This is a genomic window from Bradyrhizobium sp. SEMIA (genome assembly GCF_014844175.1).
In the GTDB taxonomy this organism is placed as follows: Bacteria; Pseudomonadota; Alphaproteobacteria; order Rhizobiales; family Xanthobacteraceae; genus Bradyrhizobium; species Bradyrhizobium arachidis.
In genome coordinates, this window is sequence record NZ_CP046601.1 from 8,230,413 (window position 1) to 8,247,570 (window position 17,158).

Consider the following 17,158-nt stretch of genomic DNA (forward strand, 5'->3'; position numbering starts at 1 on the left):
GGGCTGAAAATTAACGCGCGGTTAACGCAATTCTTTAGCTCCTTAAGTCACCTCTTAAGGATTTCTTGCCACAGATAGAGAATGCAGAAGGCCCGCCTCGCGCGGGCCAGGAATCGTTGTTGTTTCGATGAGTAACCCCGCTGAAAAGCCAGAGGTAGTTCAGCTTCCGGCCGAGCCGGTCAGCGCTCCGTCGGCGAGCAGCCGAAGGGCCGCCGCGCAGCGGGTGCGCGAGGCGCGCGACAAGTTAACGTCGACCAGCGGAACCCGGCCGGCCTTCGACGCCGAGATGCTGCGCCAATATGCGCAGACCCGGCTGTCGGCCTCCTATGTCGTGATGCTGCTGGTGGTTGCCACCGGTGTGCTGTTCGGGTTGTGGATGCAGCCGATCCCGGCCGCGGCCTGGACCTGCGGCATGATCTGCATTCACGCCGCGATGATCCGCAGCTGCCGGCGCTTTCTGGCCGAGCCCGCCTCGCCGACATCGACGCGCGCCTGGCGGACGCGCTTCGTCCTGCTCGACCTGCTCTATGGCCTGTGCTGGATGGCAATCCTGATCCATCCCGTGCTCGACATGGTCACGGAAACGCTGATGATGTTCCTGATGCTGCTGGTGATCGCAGTGTCGAGCATGCTCGCCGCCAATTTGCCGATCGCGGCCCTCGCCGCCACCGCGCCGGTCGCGGTCGCGATGGCGCTGAGCTTCGTGATGACCGGCTCGCTGGACAATTATATCCTGGCGGCGCTCGCGATCGCAGCCGAAGGCTATTTCGTGCTGCTGGCGCATCGCCTGCACTCCTCGACCTTCGCAACGCTCGAGGCCCGCGCCGAGAAGGATGCACTGATCGGCGAGCTGGAGCAGGCGAAAGCAATCTCGGACGAAGCGCGTCACCGCGCCGAATCCGCCAATGTCGCCAAATCGCGTTTCCTCGCCCAGATGAGCCACGAGCTGCGCACGCCGCTGAACGCCATCCTCGGCTTCTCCGAGGTGATGAAGAGCGAGATTTTCGGTGCGCATGCGGTCGGCGTGTACAAGGAATATTCCGCCGACATCCATAATTCCGGCGTGCACCTGCTCAACCTCATCAACGAGATCCTCGACCTGTCGCGGATCGAGGCGGGCCGCTACGAGCTGAACGAGGAAGCGGTGTCGCTGGTGGGCATCGTCGCCGACTGCCATCATCTGATGAAGCTGCGCGCGTCCAGCCGCGGCATCACGATCCACGAAGTATTCGAGCAGGCGATGCCGCGGCTGTGGGCCGACGAGCGCGCGGTCCGCCAGGTCGTGCTCAATCTGCTCTCCAACTCGATCAAGTTCACCCCGCAAGGCGGCGAGATCTGGCTCAAGGCCGGCTGGACCGCCTCGGGCGGGCAATATCTCTCGGTGAAGGATTCAGGCTCCGGCATTCCCGAGAGCGAAATTCCGGTCGTGCTCGCCTCGTTCGGCCAGGGCTCCAACTCGATCAAGTCGGCCGAACAGGGCGCCGGGCTCGGCCTGCCCATCGCCAAGAACCTGATCGACCTGCACGGTGGCACGTTCACGCTGAAATCGAAGCTGCGCATCGGCACCGAGGTGATCGTCACCTTCCCGCCGGAGCGCGTGATGAGCGCGCTGGCGCCGATGTCGGATGAGGCCCCGCCGCTCCAGCCGGAGAGTTCCGCGCTTGCCGACGAGAGGCGGCGGCCACGCCACAAGCCGATCATGAGCGCAGGCACGGGCTCTTAAACGAGATGCTTGCAGAGATGCCCGACCATCCCCCACTATGTCCGAATGAGCAAAGAAACGCCGTGCGTCGCCGTCTGCATGATCGATCCCAAGACCAAGCTATGCTTCGGCTGCGGCCGCACCTTGCCGGAGATCGCACGCTGGCACGCCATGGAGAGCGCGGAACGGCTCGCGGTCATGGCGCTGCTGCCGGCGCGGATGACGGACGCCGGGCTGACGCCGATCGCAGGAACGCCGAAGCGCGCCTGACCGCCTCGCGTGCCCTCGGAGGCGCGCCATGATCCGCTTCCTGCTCGTTCTCATCATGCTCGCCGGCACGGCCGGTGCCGTTGTCGCCTATGGCGATCCCAGCCAGATCGTGCGCGCCAGCAACAAGGTCTCGCACATGTTCCGCGCGCAGACCGCCTCCCCGCCCCCTGCCGTGCAGATCCAGCGCGGCCAGGGCGGCGAATTCGCGCTGCGCGCCAAGATCAACGGCGTCGCCGCGCCGATGGTGATCGATACCGGCGCGACCTCCGTGGTGCTGACCTGGGAGACCGCGAAGGCGATCGGACTGCCGCTCGAGATGCTCGAATATGACGTCGATCTCGAAACCGCGGGCGGCCACACCAAGGCGGCCCGGCTCACGCTCGATCGCCTCGCGGTCGGCCACCTCGTCGAAAAATCGGTGCCGGCCCTCGTCGTGCAGCGCGGACAGATGAAGACCAACTTGCTCGGCATGAGCTTCCTCGACCGCCTGGAAAGCTGGGGCGTTCGCGCCGACAAGCTGATGCTCACCGGCTACCCGGAGCTGCAGAGCGGCCATCGCCGCGCGCGCACAGCGGTGGATTAATCCCCTCCGGCCCATCCACAGCCTCGGACAACTTGCCGCGAAAGCGCAGCAGTGGCATTTGCACCATTTACAAACCGCCTAGTCGGTTTATAACGGGTTCATTCCCGGATCGGGGTTGGACGAGCGCTGCGCCCTTCAGGGAGCGGCCAAATGGGAGATCGAGACTCATGACTGCCACTGCCGCCTTACGCTGCGCGATGCGCGCCCTGCCCTTTGTCGCGGTGTTCGCCGCAGGCAGCGCCAGCGCTGCGGATCTGTCGCCGCGCTATGCCGTGCCCTCCTCCGCCTACACGGCACCGCAGCCGGTGTACTCGTGGACGGGTCTTTATGCGGGCTTCAACGCCGGCTATGCCGAGAGCGGCGACGACGCCTTCAACAATCTCGTCGGCACCAACGGAGGCAAGGTCAAGGGCGCCGTCGGCGGCGTGCAGATCGGATACAACTACCAGATCTCGCCGATGTTCGTTGTCGGCATCGAGAACGATTTCGAAGGCGGGGACATCAAGAACCACGACGCGCTGAGCAGTGCCGCGGTGAGCCTGCCCTGGTACATGACCGGCCGAGCCCGCGCCGGCATCGCGACGATGGATTCACGCCTGCTGTTCTTCGGGACCGCGGGTCTGGCCGCCGGCGAATTGAAGGACGGTCCGATCAACAAGATGAAGATGGGCTGGACCGCAGGTGGCGGCGTCGAATGGGCGTTCCTGCCGAAATGGTCGGCCAAGGCGGAATATCTCTACACCGAGTTCAAGCACGACGATCTGCCGGACTGGAACGCGCCGAAATTCCACACCTTCCGCGTCGGCGTGAACTACCACTTCGACCTGTTCCGCTAAGACGGATCGAAAGAGCCGGATTTTGCGATCCGGCTCTTCATCTGACTGGAGCTACGCGGCCGCTTCCGCTGGCGCACGCACGCCGACGCGAGCAATTGCATCGCGCAGCACGTCGAGGCCGGCGCCCGGCTTCACGCCGTGCTCCGCGAGATGCCGGCGGAACGCCCGCGCGCCGGGCACGGCGTGGAATGCGCCGACGAAATGCCGCGTGATGGCGTGCAGCCGCGTGCCGCGGGCGAGCTGCTGCTCGATATAGGGCATCATCGCTTCGAACGCGTCCTGCATGGTCGCATGCGGCGGCGCCTCGCCGAAGATGTCGCGATCGACGCTGAGCAGCCGCCACGGCTCCTGATAGGCAGCACGGCCGAGCATCACGCCATCGACGTGATCGAGATGTGCCCTGGCCTTGTCGATGCCAGGGACGCCGCCATTGATGATGATGGGCACATCGGGCATCGCGCGCTTGAGGCGATAAACGCGATCATAATCGAGCGGCGGGATGTCGCGGTTCTCCTTCGGAGACAGACCGTTGAGCCAGGCCTTGCGGGCGTGCACGATCAGCGCGTCGCAGCCGGCAGCGACCACCCCGCGCGCAAGCGTATCGAGCGCAACTTCCGGATCCTGCTCGTCGATGCCGATGCGGCACTTCACCGTCACGGGAACGCCGACCGCGTGCTTCATGGCCTCGACGCATCGCGCCACGAGCTCCGGCTCCGCCATCAGGCAGGCGCCGAAGCGGCCGTCCTTCACGCGGTCGGAGGGACAGCCAACATTGAGATTGATCTCGTCATAGCCGAAATCTTCGCCGATCCGCGCAGCAAGCGCGAGCTCGCGCGGATCCGACCCGCCAAGCTGCAGCGCCACGGGATGCTCGCACGCGTCGAACCCGAGCAGCCGCTCCCGATCGCCATGAACGACGGCACCCGTGGTCAGCATCTCCGTATAGAGCAGCGCGCGCCGGGTCAGCTGACGGTGGAACACCCGGCAGTGCCGGTCAGTCCAATCCATCATGGGGGCGACGGAAAAGCGATAGTCTTGCGATTTCAAATGCTATTCTTTCATCGAACCGACAGCACGGAGGTGCGCTTGCACCCGAACCAGCATTTTGCGTGGCGTGGAGCATACCCTTCGCCTGAATGGGCGTCTGATGCAACCGCAACAGTAAAGTGGTGCGGACAAGAGAAAGCAACAATGATCCCGAATGGCATAATCCGAGGCAGCCTTGTCCAATCTGGACACGGCTGGTCTAACACCTCAATTGTCGGTGAATAGCCGGCCCAAATTGGATAAGGGTGCCATCCGGGCCGCATCGGAGTGATTATGATTGAGAATGCTCATTCGAGAGGTCGACCAGTCGACCCCCGTTCCGCATGGTCCGGGCTGTCCCAGGCAGAACGTGACGCCGCCTATGACAACAACGCGGCCGTCAAGAACAGCACGGCCCTGATTGCCGAACGGAACGAAGCCTCTGGCCGGCTGCGAAGCACGCTGAATTCCCATCTCGATCTGCCTTACGGTCAGCGGCCGAACAACAAGATCGATCTCTACCCGGCCGGCAGGCCTGAGGCGCCCTGCTTGGTATTCGTGCATGGCGGCTATTGGCAGCGCAATTCGCGCGAATTGTTCGCGATGCTCGTCGAAGGCATCGCCGCCAATGGCTGGTCGGTTGCCATTCCCGGCTATTCGCTGGCGCCGGAGGTATCCCTCACCGACATCGTCGCCGAAGTGCCGCGCGCGCTCGACTGGCTTGCCGCAAATGGCGCGTCCTATGGCGTTGCCGGACCGGTCGTCTTGTCGGGTTGGTCCGCCGGAGCCCATCTCGCAGCGATGGCGCTGAACCATCCGAGTGTCCATGCGGGACTGGCGATCTCAGGCGTGTACGAGCTCGCGCCAATCCGCGATACCGGCCTCAACAACGCGCTGAAGCTGACGGATGAGGAAATCGCCGCGCTGTCGCCGCTGCGCCTGCCCGTCACGCCGAAGCGGCTCGACATCGCCTATGGCAGCAACGAGCTGCCGGCGCTCGTGTGCGATTCCATCAACCTCCACGACAAGCGCACGGCGGCGAAGGCGCCCGGCAAGCTCATTCCGGTCGACGGCGCCGATCATTTCACCATTCTCGAGGCCCTGCGGCGGCCAAACGGGGTCCTCGTCGACGCCGTTCGCCGGTTGCTGGACTGAACCGTGAAAACAACCCCATGCACAGTAGAATGCCGTTGTTTTCAAAGACGAATTTTGCAGGCAAGGCGACACCACCGATCATTTTGACTCGTCGGGCAAAACAGGGGCATGACGTCGCGCTTGCTGCGCTCGCACTTCCACGCAGATTTGTTCTCCTGTGATCCGTATCGGGTAAAGCCGCAACGGCGGGCTCGGCCATCCCGGATTGATCGCCCCGTCGCGCAAATCGAACGATGCCGCGTGACGCGGACAGAACAGCCGGCCGGCCCTCACCTGTCCGAGAGCCAGATCCGCCTGTTCATGCGGACACGCGCGGTCGCATGCGACGGCATCGCCGTCGTTCCAGATCACCAGCAGGTCGAAGCCTGCAACATGTACGTGAACGATCGTCTCCGCTCTCAGGCGGTCGAGATTGCAGACCGGCGTCCAGCCGAAGCCAGCCGAGCCGGCGGCATCGTCATCCACCGAGATAGGCCTTCCGCACATGCTCGTTCTCGATCAGCTCGGAGCCTGCGCCTGACAGCACGATGCGGCCATTCTCGAGCAGATAGGCGTGGTCGCACATCTCGAGCGCGGCGAACGCGTTCTGCTCGACCAGCAGCACCGTGGTGCCGGCATCGCGGATACCGCGGATGATTGCAAAGGTTCGCTCGACGATGTTGGGCGCAAGGCCGAGCGACGGCTCGTCGAACATGATCAGCCGCGGCCGCGACATCAGCGCGCGCCGATCGCCAGCATCTGCTGCTCGCCGCCCGACAGCGTGCCCGCCGCCTGCCGGCGCCGCTCGGCGAGCCGCGGAAATTCCGCGTAGATGCGGTCGCGGTCGGCCGCGATCTCGCCCGAACCACGACGGAGGTAAGCCCCCATGTCGAGATTTTCCTCGACGCTCATGTGCGGAAATACGCGCCGGCCTTCCGGACAATGTGCGATCCCGCTGGCGAGCACGCGCGGTGGTCTCGCCCCGGTGATGTCGATGCCCTCGAACCGCATTTGCCCTGCGCGCGGCGGCACGAGGCCGGAAATCGCACGCAGCGTCGTGCTCTTGCCGGCGCCGTTGGCGCCAATCAGGGCGACGAGCTGGCCGGCCTTCACGTCGAGCGAGATGCCACGCAGCGCAGTGACGCCGCCATAGCCGCACACCATGTCGCGGATCTCAAGCACGCCCCGCTCCATGTCCGAGATAGGCCTCGATCACGGCCGGATCGTTGCGGATCACATCCGGTGTCCCCTCGGCAATGATGCGGCCATAGTTCAGCACCACGATGCGGTCGGAGACGGTCATCACCATCGGCATGTCGTGCTCGACCAGCAGGATGGTGATGCCACGGTCGCGGATGCTGCGGATCAGCTCGACGAAGCGGTGGGTTTCCGAGGCGTTCATGCCCGAGACGGGCTCGTCGAGCAGCAGCATCGAGGGCTCCGCCGCCAGCGCCAGCGCGACACCGACAAGGCGCTGCTCACCGTAGGACAGCGAGCCGGCCGCATCATGGGCGCGGCGTTCGAGGCCGACCCATTCGATCAACTCGCTCGCGCGCTGCCGCAGCCTGCGTTCCGAGGCGCGCGCGCCCGGCAGCCCGAGGATGGCATCGAGCAGCCTAACCCGGCCCTGACGATGCAGACCGATCAGGAGATTGTCGTAGACGGTGTCGTTGGGAAACACGCTGGTGCGCTGAAACGTGCGTATCAGGCCGAGATCGGCGATCTCGTGCGGCTTCAACCCGGTCAACGTCGTACCCTGATAGGTGACCTGGCCTGCGCTCGGCGTCAGGAAACCAGTCATGACGTTGAAGGCGGTGGTCTTGCCGGCGCCATTCGGCCCGATCAGGCTGACGATCTCGCCCTCACCGACCGTAAAACTCATGTCGGAGATCGCGACCAGGCCGCCGAAGCGGACGGCGACCTGCTCGATGGTCATGGCAATGCTGCGCGCGGTCATCACGCCGGCTCCTTGGCACCGGTTTCGGTGAGCGCGACCGATGCCAACGCCGGCGCGCCGCTGCGCCGTCGGATGAAGCGCTGTGCGAGCGAGGGCACGATGCCACGGGGCAGCACGAACAGGATGGCGATCAGCACGCCGCCATAGGCGATCCACTGCGCCTCCGGCGCCATGACCGGCCGCAACGCGACCGGCAGCAGCCCGAAGATCAGGCCGCCGACCACGGGCCCGGCCAGCGAGCCCTTGCCGCCGCTGATCACCATGATGACCATGGTGACGGTGTTGATGAAGGCGAACACTTCGGGGTCGATGATCCGGATGTAGTGCGCATAGAGGCTGCCGGCCGCGCCCGCGATCGCGGCCGAGATCACGGCTGCCACCGTCAGCGTCCTGGTGACGTCGATGCCGACAGAGACGGCGAGCGTCTCGTTCTCCATCAGCCCCCGCATCGCACGGCCGAAATGGGAATGAACGAGGCGGGCGATCAGGAGATAGGCGACCAGCGCCACGATCAGCACGAGATAGTAGTTCTGCATCTTGGTGCGCAGCGTCAGCTCACCAAGGCCGGGCAAGGGCAGCGCGATGGATGGAATGTTGGTCAGTGCCAGCGGCCCCTGCGTCAGCTCGACCCAGTTCAGCGCGACCAGCCGGACGACCTCGGCAAAGGAGATGGTCACGATGACGAAATAGGCGCCGCGGACGCGGAAGGAGAGCAACCCGACGAAATAGCCGCACATTCCGGCGACCAGGATGGCCAGCAAGAAGCCTGCAATCGGCGGCCAAGGTGCGTGAACCAGGCGGACGTCTCCGGGCAGACCGACGTCGAAGCCGAGCGACGTCAGCGCGCTGACATAGGCGCCGATGCCGAAGAAAGCGATGTGGCCGAGGCTGAGCTGGCCTGTGAAGCCTAGCAACAGATTGAGGCTCATCGCGCCGATGACGAAGATGCCGGTCGTGATCAGCGCGTTCAGGAGATAGGGATCGCGCAGCCAGAGCGGCACCGAGGCCAGGGCCGCGACGGCGAAAATGGTGACGGCGGCTCTCATCCAACCCGCTCCGCGCGCGCAAACAGGCCGGTCGGTCGGAAGATCAGGACCGCGATGATGATCACGAAACCCATGGCGTCGCGGTAACCAGACGAGACGTAGCCCGCCCCCAATTCCTCGGCCAGCGCCAGGATGAAGCCACCGATCACCGCGCCCGTGATATTGCCGAGGCCGCCAAGGATGACGATGGCGAAGGCCTTGACGGCGGCGAGATCACCCATCTGCGGGAAGATCACGTAGACAGGCCCGAGCAGAGCGCCGGCGGCGGCGGCAAGGCTGGAGCCGATCGCGAAGGTCGAGGTGTAGATCATGTCCACGTTGACACCCATCAGCGAGGCCGTGTCGTGGTCCTGGAACGTCGCCCGCATTGCACGTCCCAGGCTGGTCTTGTTGATCAGGAGGTACGTCACCAGGATCAACATTGCCGCCGCGGCGAGCACAAACAGGCGAAGCCAGGATACCGACACCGGTCCGAGCACCAGCGGCGTCTCAGGGAATGGCGTGGCCACCGATTTGGCGACACCGCCCCAGATCCATAGCGTGCCGGACTGCATCGCGATCCAGGCGCCGATCATGACCAGCATCGTGGTGTCGATGTCGGAGCCGCGCAGCGGTCGCAGTAATGTCAGCTCGATGGCTGCTCCGAGCAGCCACCCGGCAAGCACCGCGACGGGCAATGCCAGGAAGAAATTCAGCCCGAGCTGCTGCACCACGATGAACATGATGTAGGCGCCGAACGTGTAGAGCACGCCGTGCGTGAAGTTCACAACGTTCATGATGCCGAAGATCAAGGTCAACCCGATGCCCAGCAGCGCATAGGTGCCGCCGAGCACGAGCATATTGACCAGATGCTGAAGGAATTCGCTCAAAGCCGTTCCCGAATAAATCGCACATGACGAGGGCAGTGATGCACCGCCCTCGCCGTCGACGAAGCGCGTTATTGTTTGAGCATGATCTTGCCGGAAAACCGCTTCACACTTTTCCGGATCATGCTCTAGAGCGTCTTCAGCTCGACCTTGCCGTCGTTGATCTCGATGAGATAGACGTTCGGCTGGCTCTGCCCGCTCTCCTTGCCCTCCGGACCGGACTTGCGGAACACGATATCGCCGTTCAGTCCCTTGATATTGATGTCCCAGAGCGCCGCCTTGATTGCGGCTGGCTCGGCCTTGCCGGCCTTCTCGATCGCCGCCGCCACAGTGCGGATGCCGTCATAGCCGCGAAAACTCTCGGTGCAGCCGGCGAACTCGAAACCGCGCTTCTTCCATTCCGTGATGAAATAGTTGGTGGCTTCCGGATTCGGCGTCTTGTCCGGGAACCACGGCAGGAAGGTGGTCAGATGCATGGTGCCGTTGGCGGCGGCACCGGCCTGGGCGATGATCTGGTCCGGGTTCTGCGAGCCGCCGGTGGTGATGATGCGCTTCTTCAGGCCCAGCGCGGCCGCCTGCTTGAAGATCAGCGTCAGCTGATCGACCGCCGTCGTGACGATCACCGTCTCGGAATCCGAGCTCTTGATCTTGGAGAGCTGCGCGCTCATGTCCTGCGCGCCCTGGTCCATGGTCTCGACGAGGCCGATGCTGATGCCCTTGTCCTTCATCATCTTGCTGAAGTCCTCGGCAGTGCCCCGGCCCCAGTCGTTGTTGATGACGAGGAAGTCCACCTTCTTCAGCGCGAGCTTGTCGACGATGCCCTTGAACGCGGCGGCCTCGACCGCCGAGGGCGGCGAGATCCGGAAGATGAAGGGATTGCCCGTCGTCGTGATCTTGCCGGAGGACGAGGTCTCGACGACCATCGGGGTCTCGTATTCCATCAGCTTGGGCATCACCGCGAGCGTCAGGCTCGAGCCCCATGCGCCCATCAGCACCGGCACCTTGTCGCTGGTGATGAGTTTTTCGGCGACGGCGGCGGCCTCCGTCGGGTTGCTCTTGTTGTCCTCGATGACGAGCTCGATCTTCTTGCCCAGGATGCCGCCCTTGGCGTTGATCTCATCGGCAGCGATCTTGGCGCCGTTGACGACGTAGGTGCCGGAGGCTGCAAACGCGCCCGTGAGCGGCTCGTTGACGCCGATCTTGATGGCCTGCGCCCCTGCCGTGCCGCCGAACAAGGCCGTCGCCAGCGCGATGGCCGGAACCAGTCCGAGTGCTCGTGTCATGTTGTCTCTCCAAATCCCACGCTGTTGATATCCAGGGTCGTCCAATCCAAGGTCGTTCAAGGCTTCGTCACTCCCCGGTGCCGGCACGCCGATCATTCCGCGCCACCTTTTCCAGTGAAGACGCGGCCAAACATGCGCGCCAGCCGGGCGCGCAAAACGTCCGAGGCAATCGACCAGCCACTGAGCTCTGCCGCGGCCACCTGCCCCGACGGCGCGCCGGACATGTGGCGGTCGAGATTGCCCGCGAACTCCGCAACGAGGCGCTTGGCAAGATCCCGCACCAGGCCGGGCCGGCCGACCTGCGCCAGCATTCCCGTGAGCGTGTACCCGATCGAGACTTCGACGGCGGTCGCCGAGCCGCCCTCGAGCGGAAGCAGGCGATAGCGGATCTCTCCTTGCGTCGCCGAATGGCTGCGCTGGTCGGCGCCAACGCCGACGATGCGTCCCGATAGCGCTGCGGGATCGCGTTCGACGCGCGCGGCGCCCTCGAAGGACGCCGCGATCGGCCCGAGCCTGACGCTGATCATGCCCTCCACGCGCTCCGGCGTTGGCGGCGCCGTGAGCGATACGCCGGGCAGGCAGGATGCAATACCGGCGATGTCATCGAACATCGCGAACACCCTTGTCGGTGCATGCGGCAGCGTGAAGCGCTGATCGAGAACGGTCGCCGGAATGAAATCGGAAATTCGGACCAGTGCAGCGCCGTCTGATGCCGCCACTGAGATCTGCCGCGCAGGCCTCGGCTCGTCGCCGCTGAACGTGGCTCGCCCCGATCCGGCGGGGCCGAGACTGGTCCGGCCGCCATCGACAAGCGGCGCGATGTTGCGCGCACGCCTCGCCTCGATGACGGACTGGACGGCGCGCACAATCCCGACATAGCCGGTACAACGGCAGAGATTGCCGCTGAGGCCGACACGGATGCGCCGCTCATCGGCATCGGGCAGACGCAACACCAAGTCGCGCGCCGAGACCAGCATCCCCGGGGTGCAATAGCCGCACTGAAGGGCATGCTCGCGGGTGAAGGCTGCGCGCAACTCGGTCGTGACCTCGTCCTCATCGAGCCCTTCGATGGTGGTGATGTCGGCGCCCGCGCAGGCCACCGCATAGGTGATACAGGAGCGCGCCGGCACGCCGTCGAGCAGCACGGTGCAGGCGCCGCAGACGCCGTGCTCGCAACCGAGATGGGTGCCGGTCAAGTCCAGCTCATCGCGGACGAAATCGGCCAAGCTGGTCCGCGGCTCGGCCGAAACTTCGACCGCACGGCGATTGACCTGAAGTGCGATCGTGGTCATGCCGCGGCCTCCAGGACGGCGCGCTTCAACACGCTGACATGGATGTGACGCTGCGCGACGTCGTCGATGCCGGCTTTGGTCAGAAGGCCATCCGCGACGCGAGCGTCGAAGCGCTGCTTGTAGTCGGCCGCGATCCGCCCGCCGAACAGCTCGGCGGCATCGGTGACAACGATCGGCGTCGTGTCAATCGCACCGATCACGACACGCGCCGAGGCAGCAACTGGATCGATCAGTACAGCGCCGATGGCGTGGGCAAACTCGCCGGTCTTGCGGCAGCTCTTGGCATAGCCCCAATGGGCCGAGGCCGCGCGTGACGGGACGTGAATCGCCTCGACGATTTCGCCCGCATGCAGCGCCGATTCCAGCGCGCCGACGACGAAGGCCTCGATCGCCATGGTGCGAGCGCCGCCAAGGCTGCGCAGCGTCACGCGCGCACCCAGGGCGGCGAGCGACGAGATCCAGTCAGCGGCGGGATCGGCATGACTGAGGGAGCCACCGATCGTGCCGCGGTTGCGCACCGCGCGGTATGCGATGTTGGCGGCGACGCCGCGCATGGCGCCGCGGGTCACGTCGGCCGTGCGCCCATCCTCGATGTCGGCATGGGTGACCAAGGCGCCGAGCACGAGTTCGCCACGAGAAACCTCGGCCCGCTTGAGCTCGGCCAGGCCGGAGATGTCCACGATCAGCTCCGGCTGCACCAGCCGCAGATTGAGCATCGGTCCGAGCGACTGCCCGCCGGCGATGATCTTTGCCGAACCGCCGCTTGCGGCCAGCATCGACAGCGCGGCGTCGAGATCGCGTGGACGCTCATAACTGAAGGGCGCCGGTTTCATGCCGCGCTCCTTTCGGCGGCGCGTGCAGCCAGCACGGCTTCGACGACGCGATGCGGCGTGATCGGCGACTGCATCAGCTCGACGCCGAACGGACGCAGCGCGTCGTTGACGGCGTTGGCGATGGCGGCCGGCGGCGCAATCGCACCGCCCTCGCCGATGCCCTTCACGCCGAACTGCGTATAGGGCGACGGCGTTTCCATGTGATCGAGGCGCGCGGCCGGAACCTCGGTCGGGCCCGGCAGCAAATAGTCGGCGAGCGTCGTCGCCAGCGGCTGGCCGGAGGCATCGAACGGCATCTCCTCGTAGAGCGCGGTGCCGATGCCCTGCGCCAGACCGCCATAGATCTGGCCGTCAACGACGAGCGGATTGACCAGCACGCCGCCGTCTTCGACGATCACGTAATCCAGAATTTCGACTTCGCCGAGATCAGGATCGACCGCAACCACGGCCGCATGCGCGGCATAGCTGAAGGTGCCGCTGTCGCGGACGGGCTTGTAGCCTTGCGTCACCTCGAGCCCGCCGGGATCGACATCGGCCGGGAGATCCTGCGGGCGACGATACCAGGTGTGGGCGATCGCCCTCAGGCTGACATTGCCATTGACGCCGCGCACTTCGCCATTCTGCAACACCACGGCGGCCGGATCGTGCTGCAACAGCTTGGCGCCGATGCGCCTTGCGCGTTCGCCGAGCTCGCGGCAGGCCGTCGCCACCGCGCCGCCGGCCATCACCATCGAACGCGAGCCCCAGGTCCCCGTCGAATAGGGCGTCATCGCGGTGTCGCCGAGGATGATGCGGATCTTTGCAATTTCGACGCCGAGGATCTCGTGCGCGACCTGGGCAAGCGTCGTTTCCATGCCCTGCCCGTGCGAATGCACACCGACGCGCAATTCGAGGCCGCCGTCCGGCGTCAAGCGTGCCGAGGCCTGCTCGTGACCCGGCACCATGGGGATGCCCCAGCCGGAATAGACCGAGGTGCCGTGCGCCGCCTGCTCGCAATAGATGGAGACGCCGACGCCGATGCGGCGACCGTCAACCTCGCCCAGGCTCTGTTTGGCACGAATGGACTCGATGTCGATGGCGGCGAGCGCGCGCCGCATCGCTTCCGGGTAATCGCCGCTGTCAAAGTGCTTCCTGGTGATGTTGTCGAACGGCATCTGCTCCGGCAGCACCAGGTTGCGCAGCCGCACCTCGCCGGGCTCGAGCCCGGCTTCGGCCGCCACGAGATCAAGCATCAGCTCCAGCGCGAAGCAGACGCCGGTGCGCGCGACGCCGCGATACGGCAGGATCGGGCATTTGTTGGTCGCAACCGAGAAGGTGCGGCAGCGATAGGCCGGCATCTTGTAAGGGCCGGGCAAAATGCTCGCGACCTGCGCGGCCTCGAGACAGGCCGAGAACGGATAAGACGAGTACGCCCCGGAATCCACGGTCGCCTCGCAATCGATGCCGCGCAGCGTGCCGTCACGGTCCGCATAGACCGTGATCTTGTAATGATGCTCGCGGCAATTGGAGCTAGCGACGAGATGCTCGCGGCGATCTTCCAGCCAGCGCACGGGATGGCCGTTACGCATGGTCAGCCAGGACAGGCAGACTTCTTCCGGCAGCAGAATGCCCTTGTGGCCAAAGCCGCCCCCAACATCGGGCGAGATGACGCGGATCTGGCCCTCCTCCATGCCGAGGCACTCGGCAAGGCCGCTGCGTGTGATGTGTGGCATCTGTGCCGCTGAATGCAGCGTGAGCTGATCGAGCCGCCGGTCGAAGGTCGCAACCACGCCGCGGCCCTCCAGCGGCGACATGCATTGCCGTGCCGTCGATATCTCGCGCGTCACCTTGATCGGCGCATCCAGCGCGGCGGAGATGTCGACCTCGTAGTTGGTCTCGAGGAAGACGTTGTCGCCCCAATGCTCATGCACCAGCGCCGAGCCGGGCTCGCGCGCCTTCAGCATGTCGTAGACCGCGGGCAGCTCCTCCAAATCGAGCGTCACGGAGGCCGCGATGTCCTCGGCCTCGGCGCGCGTCGGCGCCAGGCACATCGCAACGAGCTCGCCGACCTGGCGCACCTTGCCGGCGGCCAGCACCGGTTGTTCGGATATCTTGAAGCCCGGCAGCCCCGATACCGCGCGGATCGGCTTGATCCCGACGAGCTCGGCCGCCGTGAACACGCTGCCGCGATAACGCTCGGGCACGTGGATGCCGCGGATGCGTGCATGCGCCATCGGGCTGCGCACGAAGGCGACGTCCTGAAGGCCCGCGAGCCTGATGTCGGCGACGTATTGGCCGCGGCCGCGCATCAGGCGGTCATCCTCCTTCCGCGGCAGCCGCGCGCCAACGCCCTGCCCGGACTTGCCAGAAGGAAACTCTCGTTCGTTGCGCACGCCGGCGTTCTCCCTCACCGCGCGGACTTATGCCGCGACGGCCTGCGGCAGGATCGGTGCGACCGCGTCGAAGCGCGTGCCGGCGCGCAGGCAGAAGGCCGGCTGCAGCAGGCGCTCGGCGATGACCTCGTTCTTCTCGTTGTCCTTCAGGACGAACCGGCCGTTCTTCTCCGTGAGCACGGAGACGTCGGCACCCATGCCGACCTTGAGCGCGCCGATCTCCTCGCTGCGGCCGAGCATTTTTGCGGGATTGGAGGTGACCATCGGCACCACCTGCTCCAGCGACAGACCGAGCGCCATCATCGAGCTCATCGCCTGCACCAGGCTGAACTTGGCCTGTCCTGCGAACGGATGGTTCTCCTCGTCCTCGTGCTGGTCGGGCGTTCCGGCCGGCGCGGGCACATGCGTGTTGTAGCCGTGAATATCGGCGCCGAGCGTGGTCGGAATGATGCCGGCGGCAATCGCCTTCTTGGCGAGCCGGTAAGAGAAGTGGCTGCCGTGACCGACATCGACCTTCAGGCCGCGGTCGAGCGCGGCCTGGATCACCGGATGCACCTCACCCTCGCGGTTGACGAAGCCGCCGGGATGACGCGTGAACGGATGAGCGAGAACATCGCCTTCACGCAGGAGCGGGATCACGCGCGTAAGAATCGTGTCAGCATCCTCGCCATTGGCGCCGCTCTCGGGCAGGCCCCAGAGCTGGCCGAAATGCACGTAGACCGGAAGATCGGCGCGCTTTCCGATCTCCGCCGCCATCTCGATGACGCGAATGCCCCAGCGCGCGAAACCACCGATCTCGGCATGCGCCTTGATGCCGCGTACAATGTCGAGATTGGCCGCCGCCGCCTTGACCGTGGCGTCGATGTCGACGCCATCGGGACTGTAGAGTTGCGGATAGAAGTGCCCTTCGAGGCCGCCGACGAGGTAGGCAGACAGAAAGGCATAAACTCGTGAGGCCGCGGGCTCCGCGATGAAGTGACGAAAGCCGGGCAGCGTCATGCAGGACGGGCCGCCCTGGTCGACCAGCGTCGTCACGCCCGACTGCACGCCCACCATGTCCGGATTCATGCCGAAGCGGCCGGAGACATATTGATAGACATGCGCATGGGTGTCGATCAGCCCGGGCAGCACCAGCTTGCCGCTGACGTCGACGACCTCCTTGGCGCTGGTCGGCAGAATGTCGGACGCGACGGCTGCAATCCTGCCGTTGCGGATGGCGACGTCCCTGATGCCGTCAACACCGGAGGCCGGACAGATCACGCGACCGCCTCGCAGCAGAAGGTCGAAGCTGGCAGTAACGGACACGGGCGCTCTCCTCTCCCTGAACGAGCGACGGCATCGCCCGAATTACGAAGCATGCTTCGCATTTTGACAAAAGCAAGCTTCGTGCCATGATCCGGCGGTGGCGGGCGCACTCGAATCGAGCTAAGCGCGGCAGGGTTTGGATTGGGAGAGTGTGCATTGCGGCAGGCGAAGACACGTCGCGGCGGGAGCAGGCACCGCCCGTGGCCCTTGTCGCAACGACCCGGATATCTGATCCGCCGGCTGCACCAGATTCACGTCGCACTGTTTCAGGAAGCCTGCGGCGCGTTCGAGGTCACGCCGCTGCAATACAGCCTTCTCTCGGCGTTGGCGGTGCGCGAAACCGCCGATCAGACCACTTTGGCGGCCGATATCGCCCTCGATCGCACCACCACGACCGGCGCATTGAAGCGTCTGGCGGTACGAAACCTGGTCGAGCGCGCGGTCAACAAGGACGATCGCCGGGCGCGCCTGTGCCGGTTGACACCGGCCGGCGCCGCCTTGCTGGTCAAGATCGAGGGCGCGGCGCGACGGGCGCATCGCGCAACGCTGGGAGATCTCAGCGAGCGGGAGCAGGCGCAGTTCATCGAAATGATGCAGCGCATCGTGGCTGGCCACCCCAGTCGCGACAGTGCCAATGCCCTATTCGACTAGAC

16 protein-coding genes and 1 pseudogene are annotated in these 17,158 nt (G+C 65.3%); 6 read left to right on the forward strand and 11 right to left on the reverse strand.

The window, feature by feature from the left end; all coding sequences use genetic code 11:
* Positions 1–127 precede the first annotated feature (127 nt).
* From FOM02_RS39490 to FOM02_RS39505, 4 genes are all read left to right on the forward strand, one after another.
* A complete protein-coding gene (locus tag FOM02_RS39490) occupies positions 128–1,723 on the forward strand; it encodes a sensor histidine kinase (protein ID WP_027557204.1) in 1,596 nt (531 codons plus the stop codon).
* 45 nt (positions 1,724–1,768) lie between these two features.
* Entirely contained in the window at positions 1,769–1,972 is a 204-nt protein-coding gene (locus FOM02_RS39495) for a DUF1289 domain-containing protein (protein WP_027557203.1), read from the forward strand.
* Positions 1,973–2,000: 28 nt separating this feature from the next.
* Positions 2,001–2,555 carry a TIGR02281 family clan AA aspartic protease gene (locus FOM02_RS39500; RefSeq protein ID WP_027557202.1) on the forward strand — a complete coding sequence of 185 codons (555 nt, stop codon included), beginning with the start codon at positions 2,001–2,003 and terminating at the stop codon, positions 2,553–2,555.
* Positions 2,556–2,722: 167 nt separating this feature from the next.
* Entirely contained in the window at positions 2,723–3,391 is a 669-nt protein-coding gene (locus FOM02_RS39505) for an outer membrane protein (protein WP_027557201.1), read from the forward strand.
* Positions 3,392–3,442: 51 nt separating this feature from the next.
* On the opposite strand, the gene dusA is transcribed toward FOM02_RS39505, so the two are convergent.
* Positions 3,443–4,438, reverse strand: coding sequence for a tRNA dihydrouridine(20/20a) synthase DusA (dusA, locus tag FOM02_RS39510; protein ID WP_084334106.1), 996 nt, complete (start codon positions 4,436–4,438; stop codon positions 3,443–3,445).
* A gap of 273 nt (positions 4,439–4,711) precedes the next feature.
* Here dusA and FOM02_RS39515 point away from each other — a divergent pair, with 273 nt between their 5' ends.
* The gene (locus FOM02_RS39515; RefSeq protein ID WP_027557199.1) at positions 4,712–5,572 is read left to right on the forward strand and encodes an alpha/beta hydrolase; all 861 of its coding nucleotides are present in this window, start codon (positions 4,712–4,714) and stop codon (positions 5,570–5,572) included.
* A gap of 78 nt (positions 5,573–5,650) precedes the next feature.
* On the opposite strand, the gene FOM02_RS39520 is transcribed toward FOM02_RS39515, so the two are convergent.
* From FOM02_RS39520 to FOM02_RS39565, 10 genes and pseudogenes are all read right to left on the reverse strand, one after another.
* Complete coding sequence (locus FOM02_RS39520; protein WP_051377953.1) at positions 5,651–6,037, reverse strand: Rieske 2Fe-2S domain-containing protein; 387 nt, start codon at positions 6,035–6,037, stop codon at positions 5,651–5,653.
* A pseudogene (locus FOM02_RS39525) lies at positions 6,030–6,733 on the reverse strand (ABC transporter ATP-binding protein). The gene FOM02_RS39520 and the pseudogene FOM02_RS39525 overlap by 8 nt, the downstream one beginning before the upstream one ends.
* Positions 6,726–7,508, reverse strand: coding sequence for an ABC transporter ATP-binding protein (locus FOM02_RS39530; protein WP_035729894.1), 783 nt, complete (start codon positions 7,506–7,508; stop codon positions 6,726–6,728). Before FOM02_RS39530 ends, FOM02_RS39525 begins: the two are co-directional and overlap by 8 nt.
* Entirely contained in the window at positions 7,508–8,554 is a 1,047-nt protein-coding gene (locus FOM02_RS39535; protein WP_027557195.1) for a branched-chain amino acid ABC transporter permease, read from the reverse strand. Before FOM02_RS39535 ends, FOM02_RS39530 begins: the two co-directional genes overlap by 1 nt.
* The gene (locus FOM02_RS39540; protein WP_027557194.1) at positions 8,551–9,423 is read right to left on the reverse strand and encodes a branched-chain amino acid ABC transporter permease; all 873 of its coding nucleotides are present in this window, start codon (positions 9,421–9,423) and stop codon (positions 8,551–8,553) included. Before FOM02_RS39540 ends, FOM02_RS39535 begins: the two co-directional genes overlap by 4 nt.
* A 125-nt stretch (positions 9,424–9,548) precedes the next feature.
* Positions 9,549–10,703, reverse strand: a complete 1,155-nt coding sequence (locus FOM02_RS39545) for an ABC transporter substrate-binding protein (RefSeq protein WP_027557193.1) — start codon at positions 10,701–10,703, stop codon at positions 9,549–9,551.
* Between the two features lie 92 nt (positions 10,704–10,795).
* Positions 10,796–11,995 (reverse strand): xanthine dehydrogenase family Fe-S subunit, encoded by a 1,200-nt coding sequence (locus FOM02_RS39550; RefSeq protein WP_027557192.1) that lies wholly within the window; start codon positions 11,993–11,995, stop codon positions 10,796–10,798.
* Entirely contained in the window at positions 11,992–12,828 is an 837-nt protein-coding gene (locus FOM02_RS39555; RefSeq protein WP_027557191.1) for an FAD binding domain-containing protein, read from the reverse strand. Before FOM02_RS39555 ends, FOM02_RS39550 begins: the two co-directional genes overlap by 4 nt.
* A complete protein-coding gene (locus FOM02_RS39560) occupies positions 12,825–15,218 on the reverse strand; it encodes a xanthine dehydrogenase family protein molybdopterin-binding subunit (protein WP_035729897.1) in 2,394 nt (797 codons plus the stop codon). Before FOM02_RS39560 ends, FOM02_RS39555 begins: the two co-directional genes overlap by 4 nt.
* A 9-nt stretch (positions 15,219–15,227) precedes the next feature.
* Entirely contained in the window at positions 15,228–16,505 is a 1,278-nt protein-coding gene (locus tag FOM02_RS39565) for an amidohydrolase/deacetylase family metallohydrolase (protein ID WP_027557189.1), read from the reverse strand.
* Between the two features lie 156 nt (positions 16,506–16,661).
* On the opposite strand from FOM02_RS39565, the gene FOM02_RS39570 reads away from it, so the two are divergent.
* Positions 16,662–17,156: a MarR family winged helix-turn-helix transcriptional regulator gene (locus tag FOM02_RS39570; RefSeq protein WP_027557188.1), complete on the forward strand. Its 495-nt coding sequence runs from the start codon at positions 16,662–16,664 to the stop codon at positions 17,154–17,156.
* Positions 17,157–17,158: the final 2 nt, after the last annotated feature.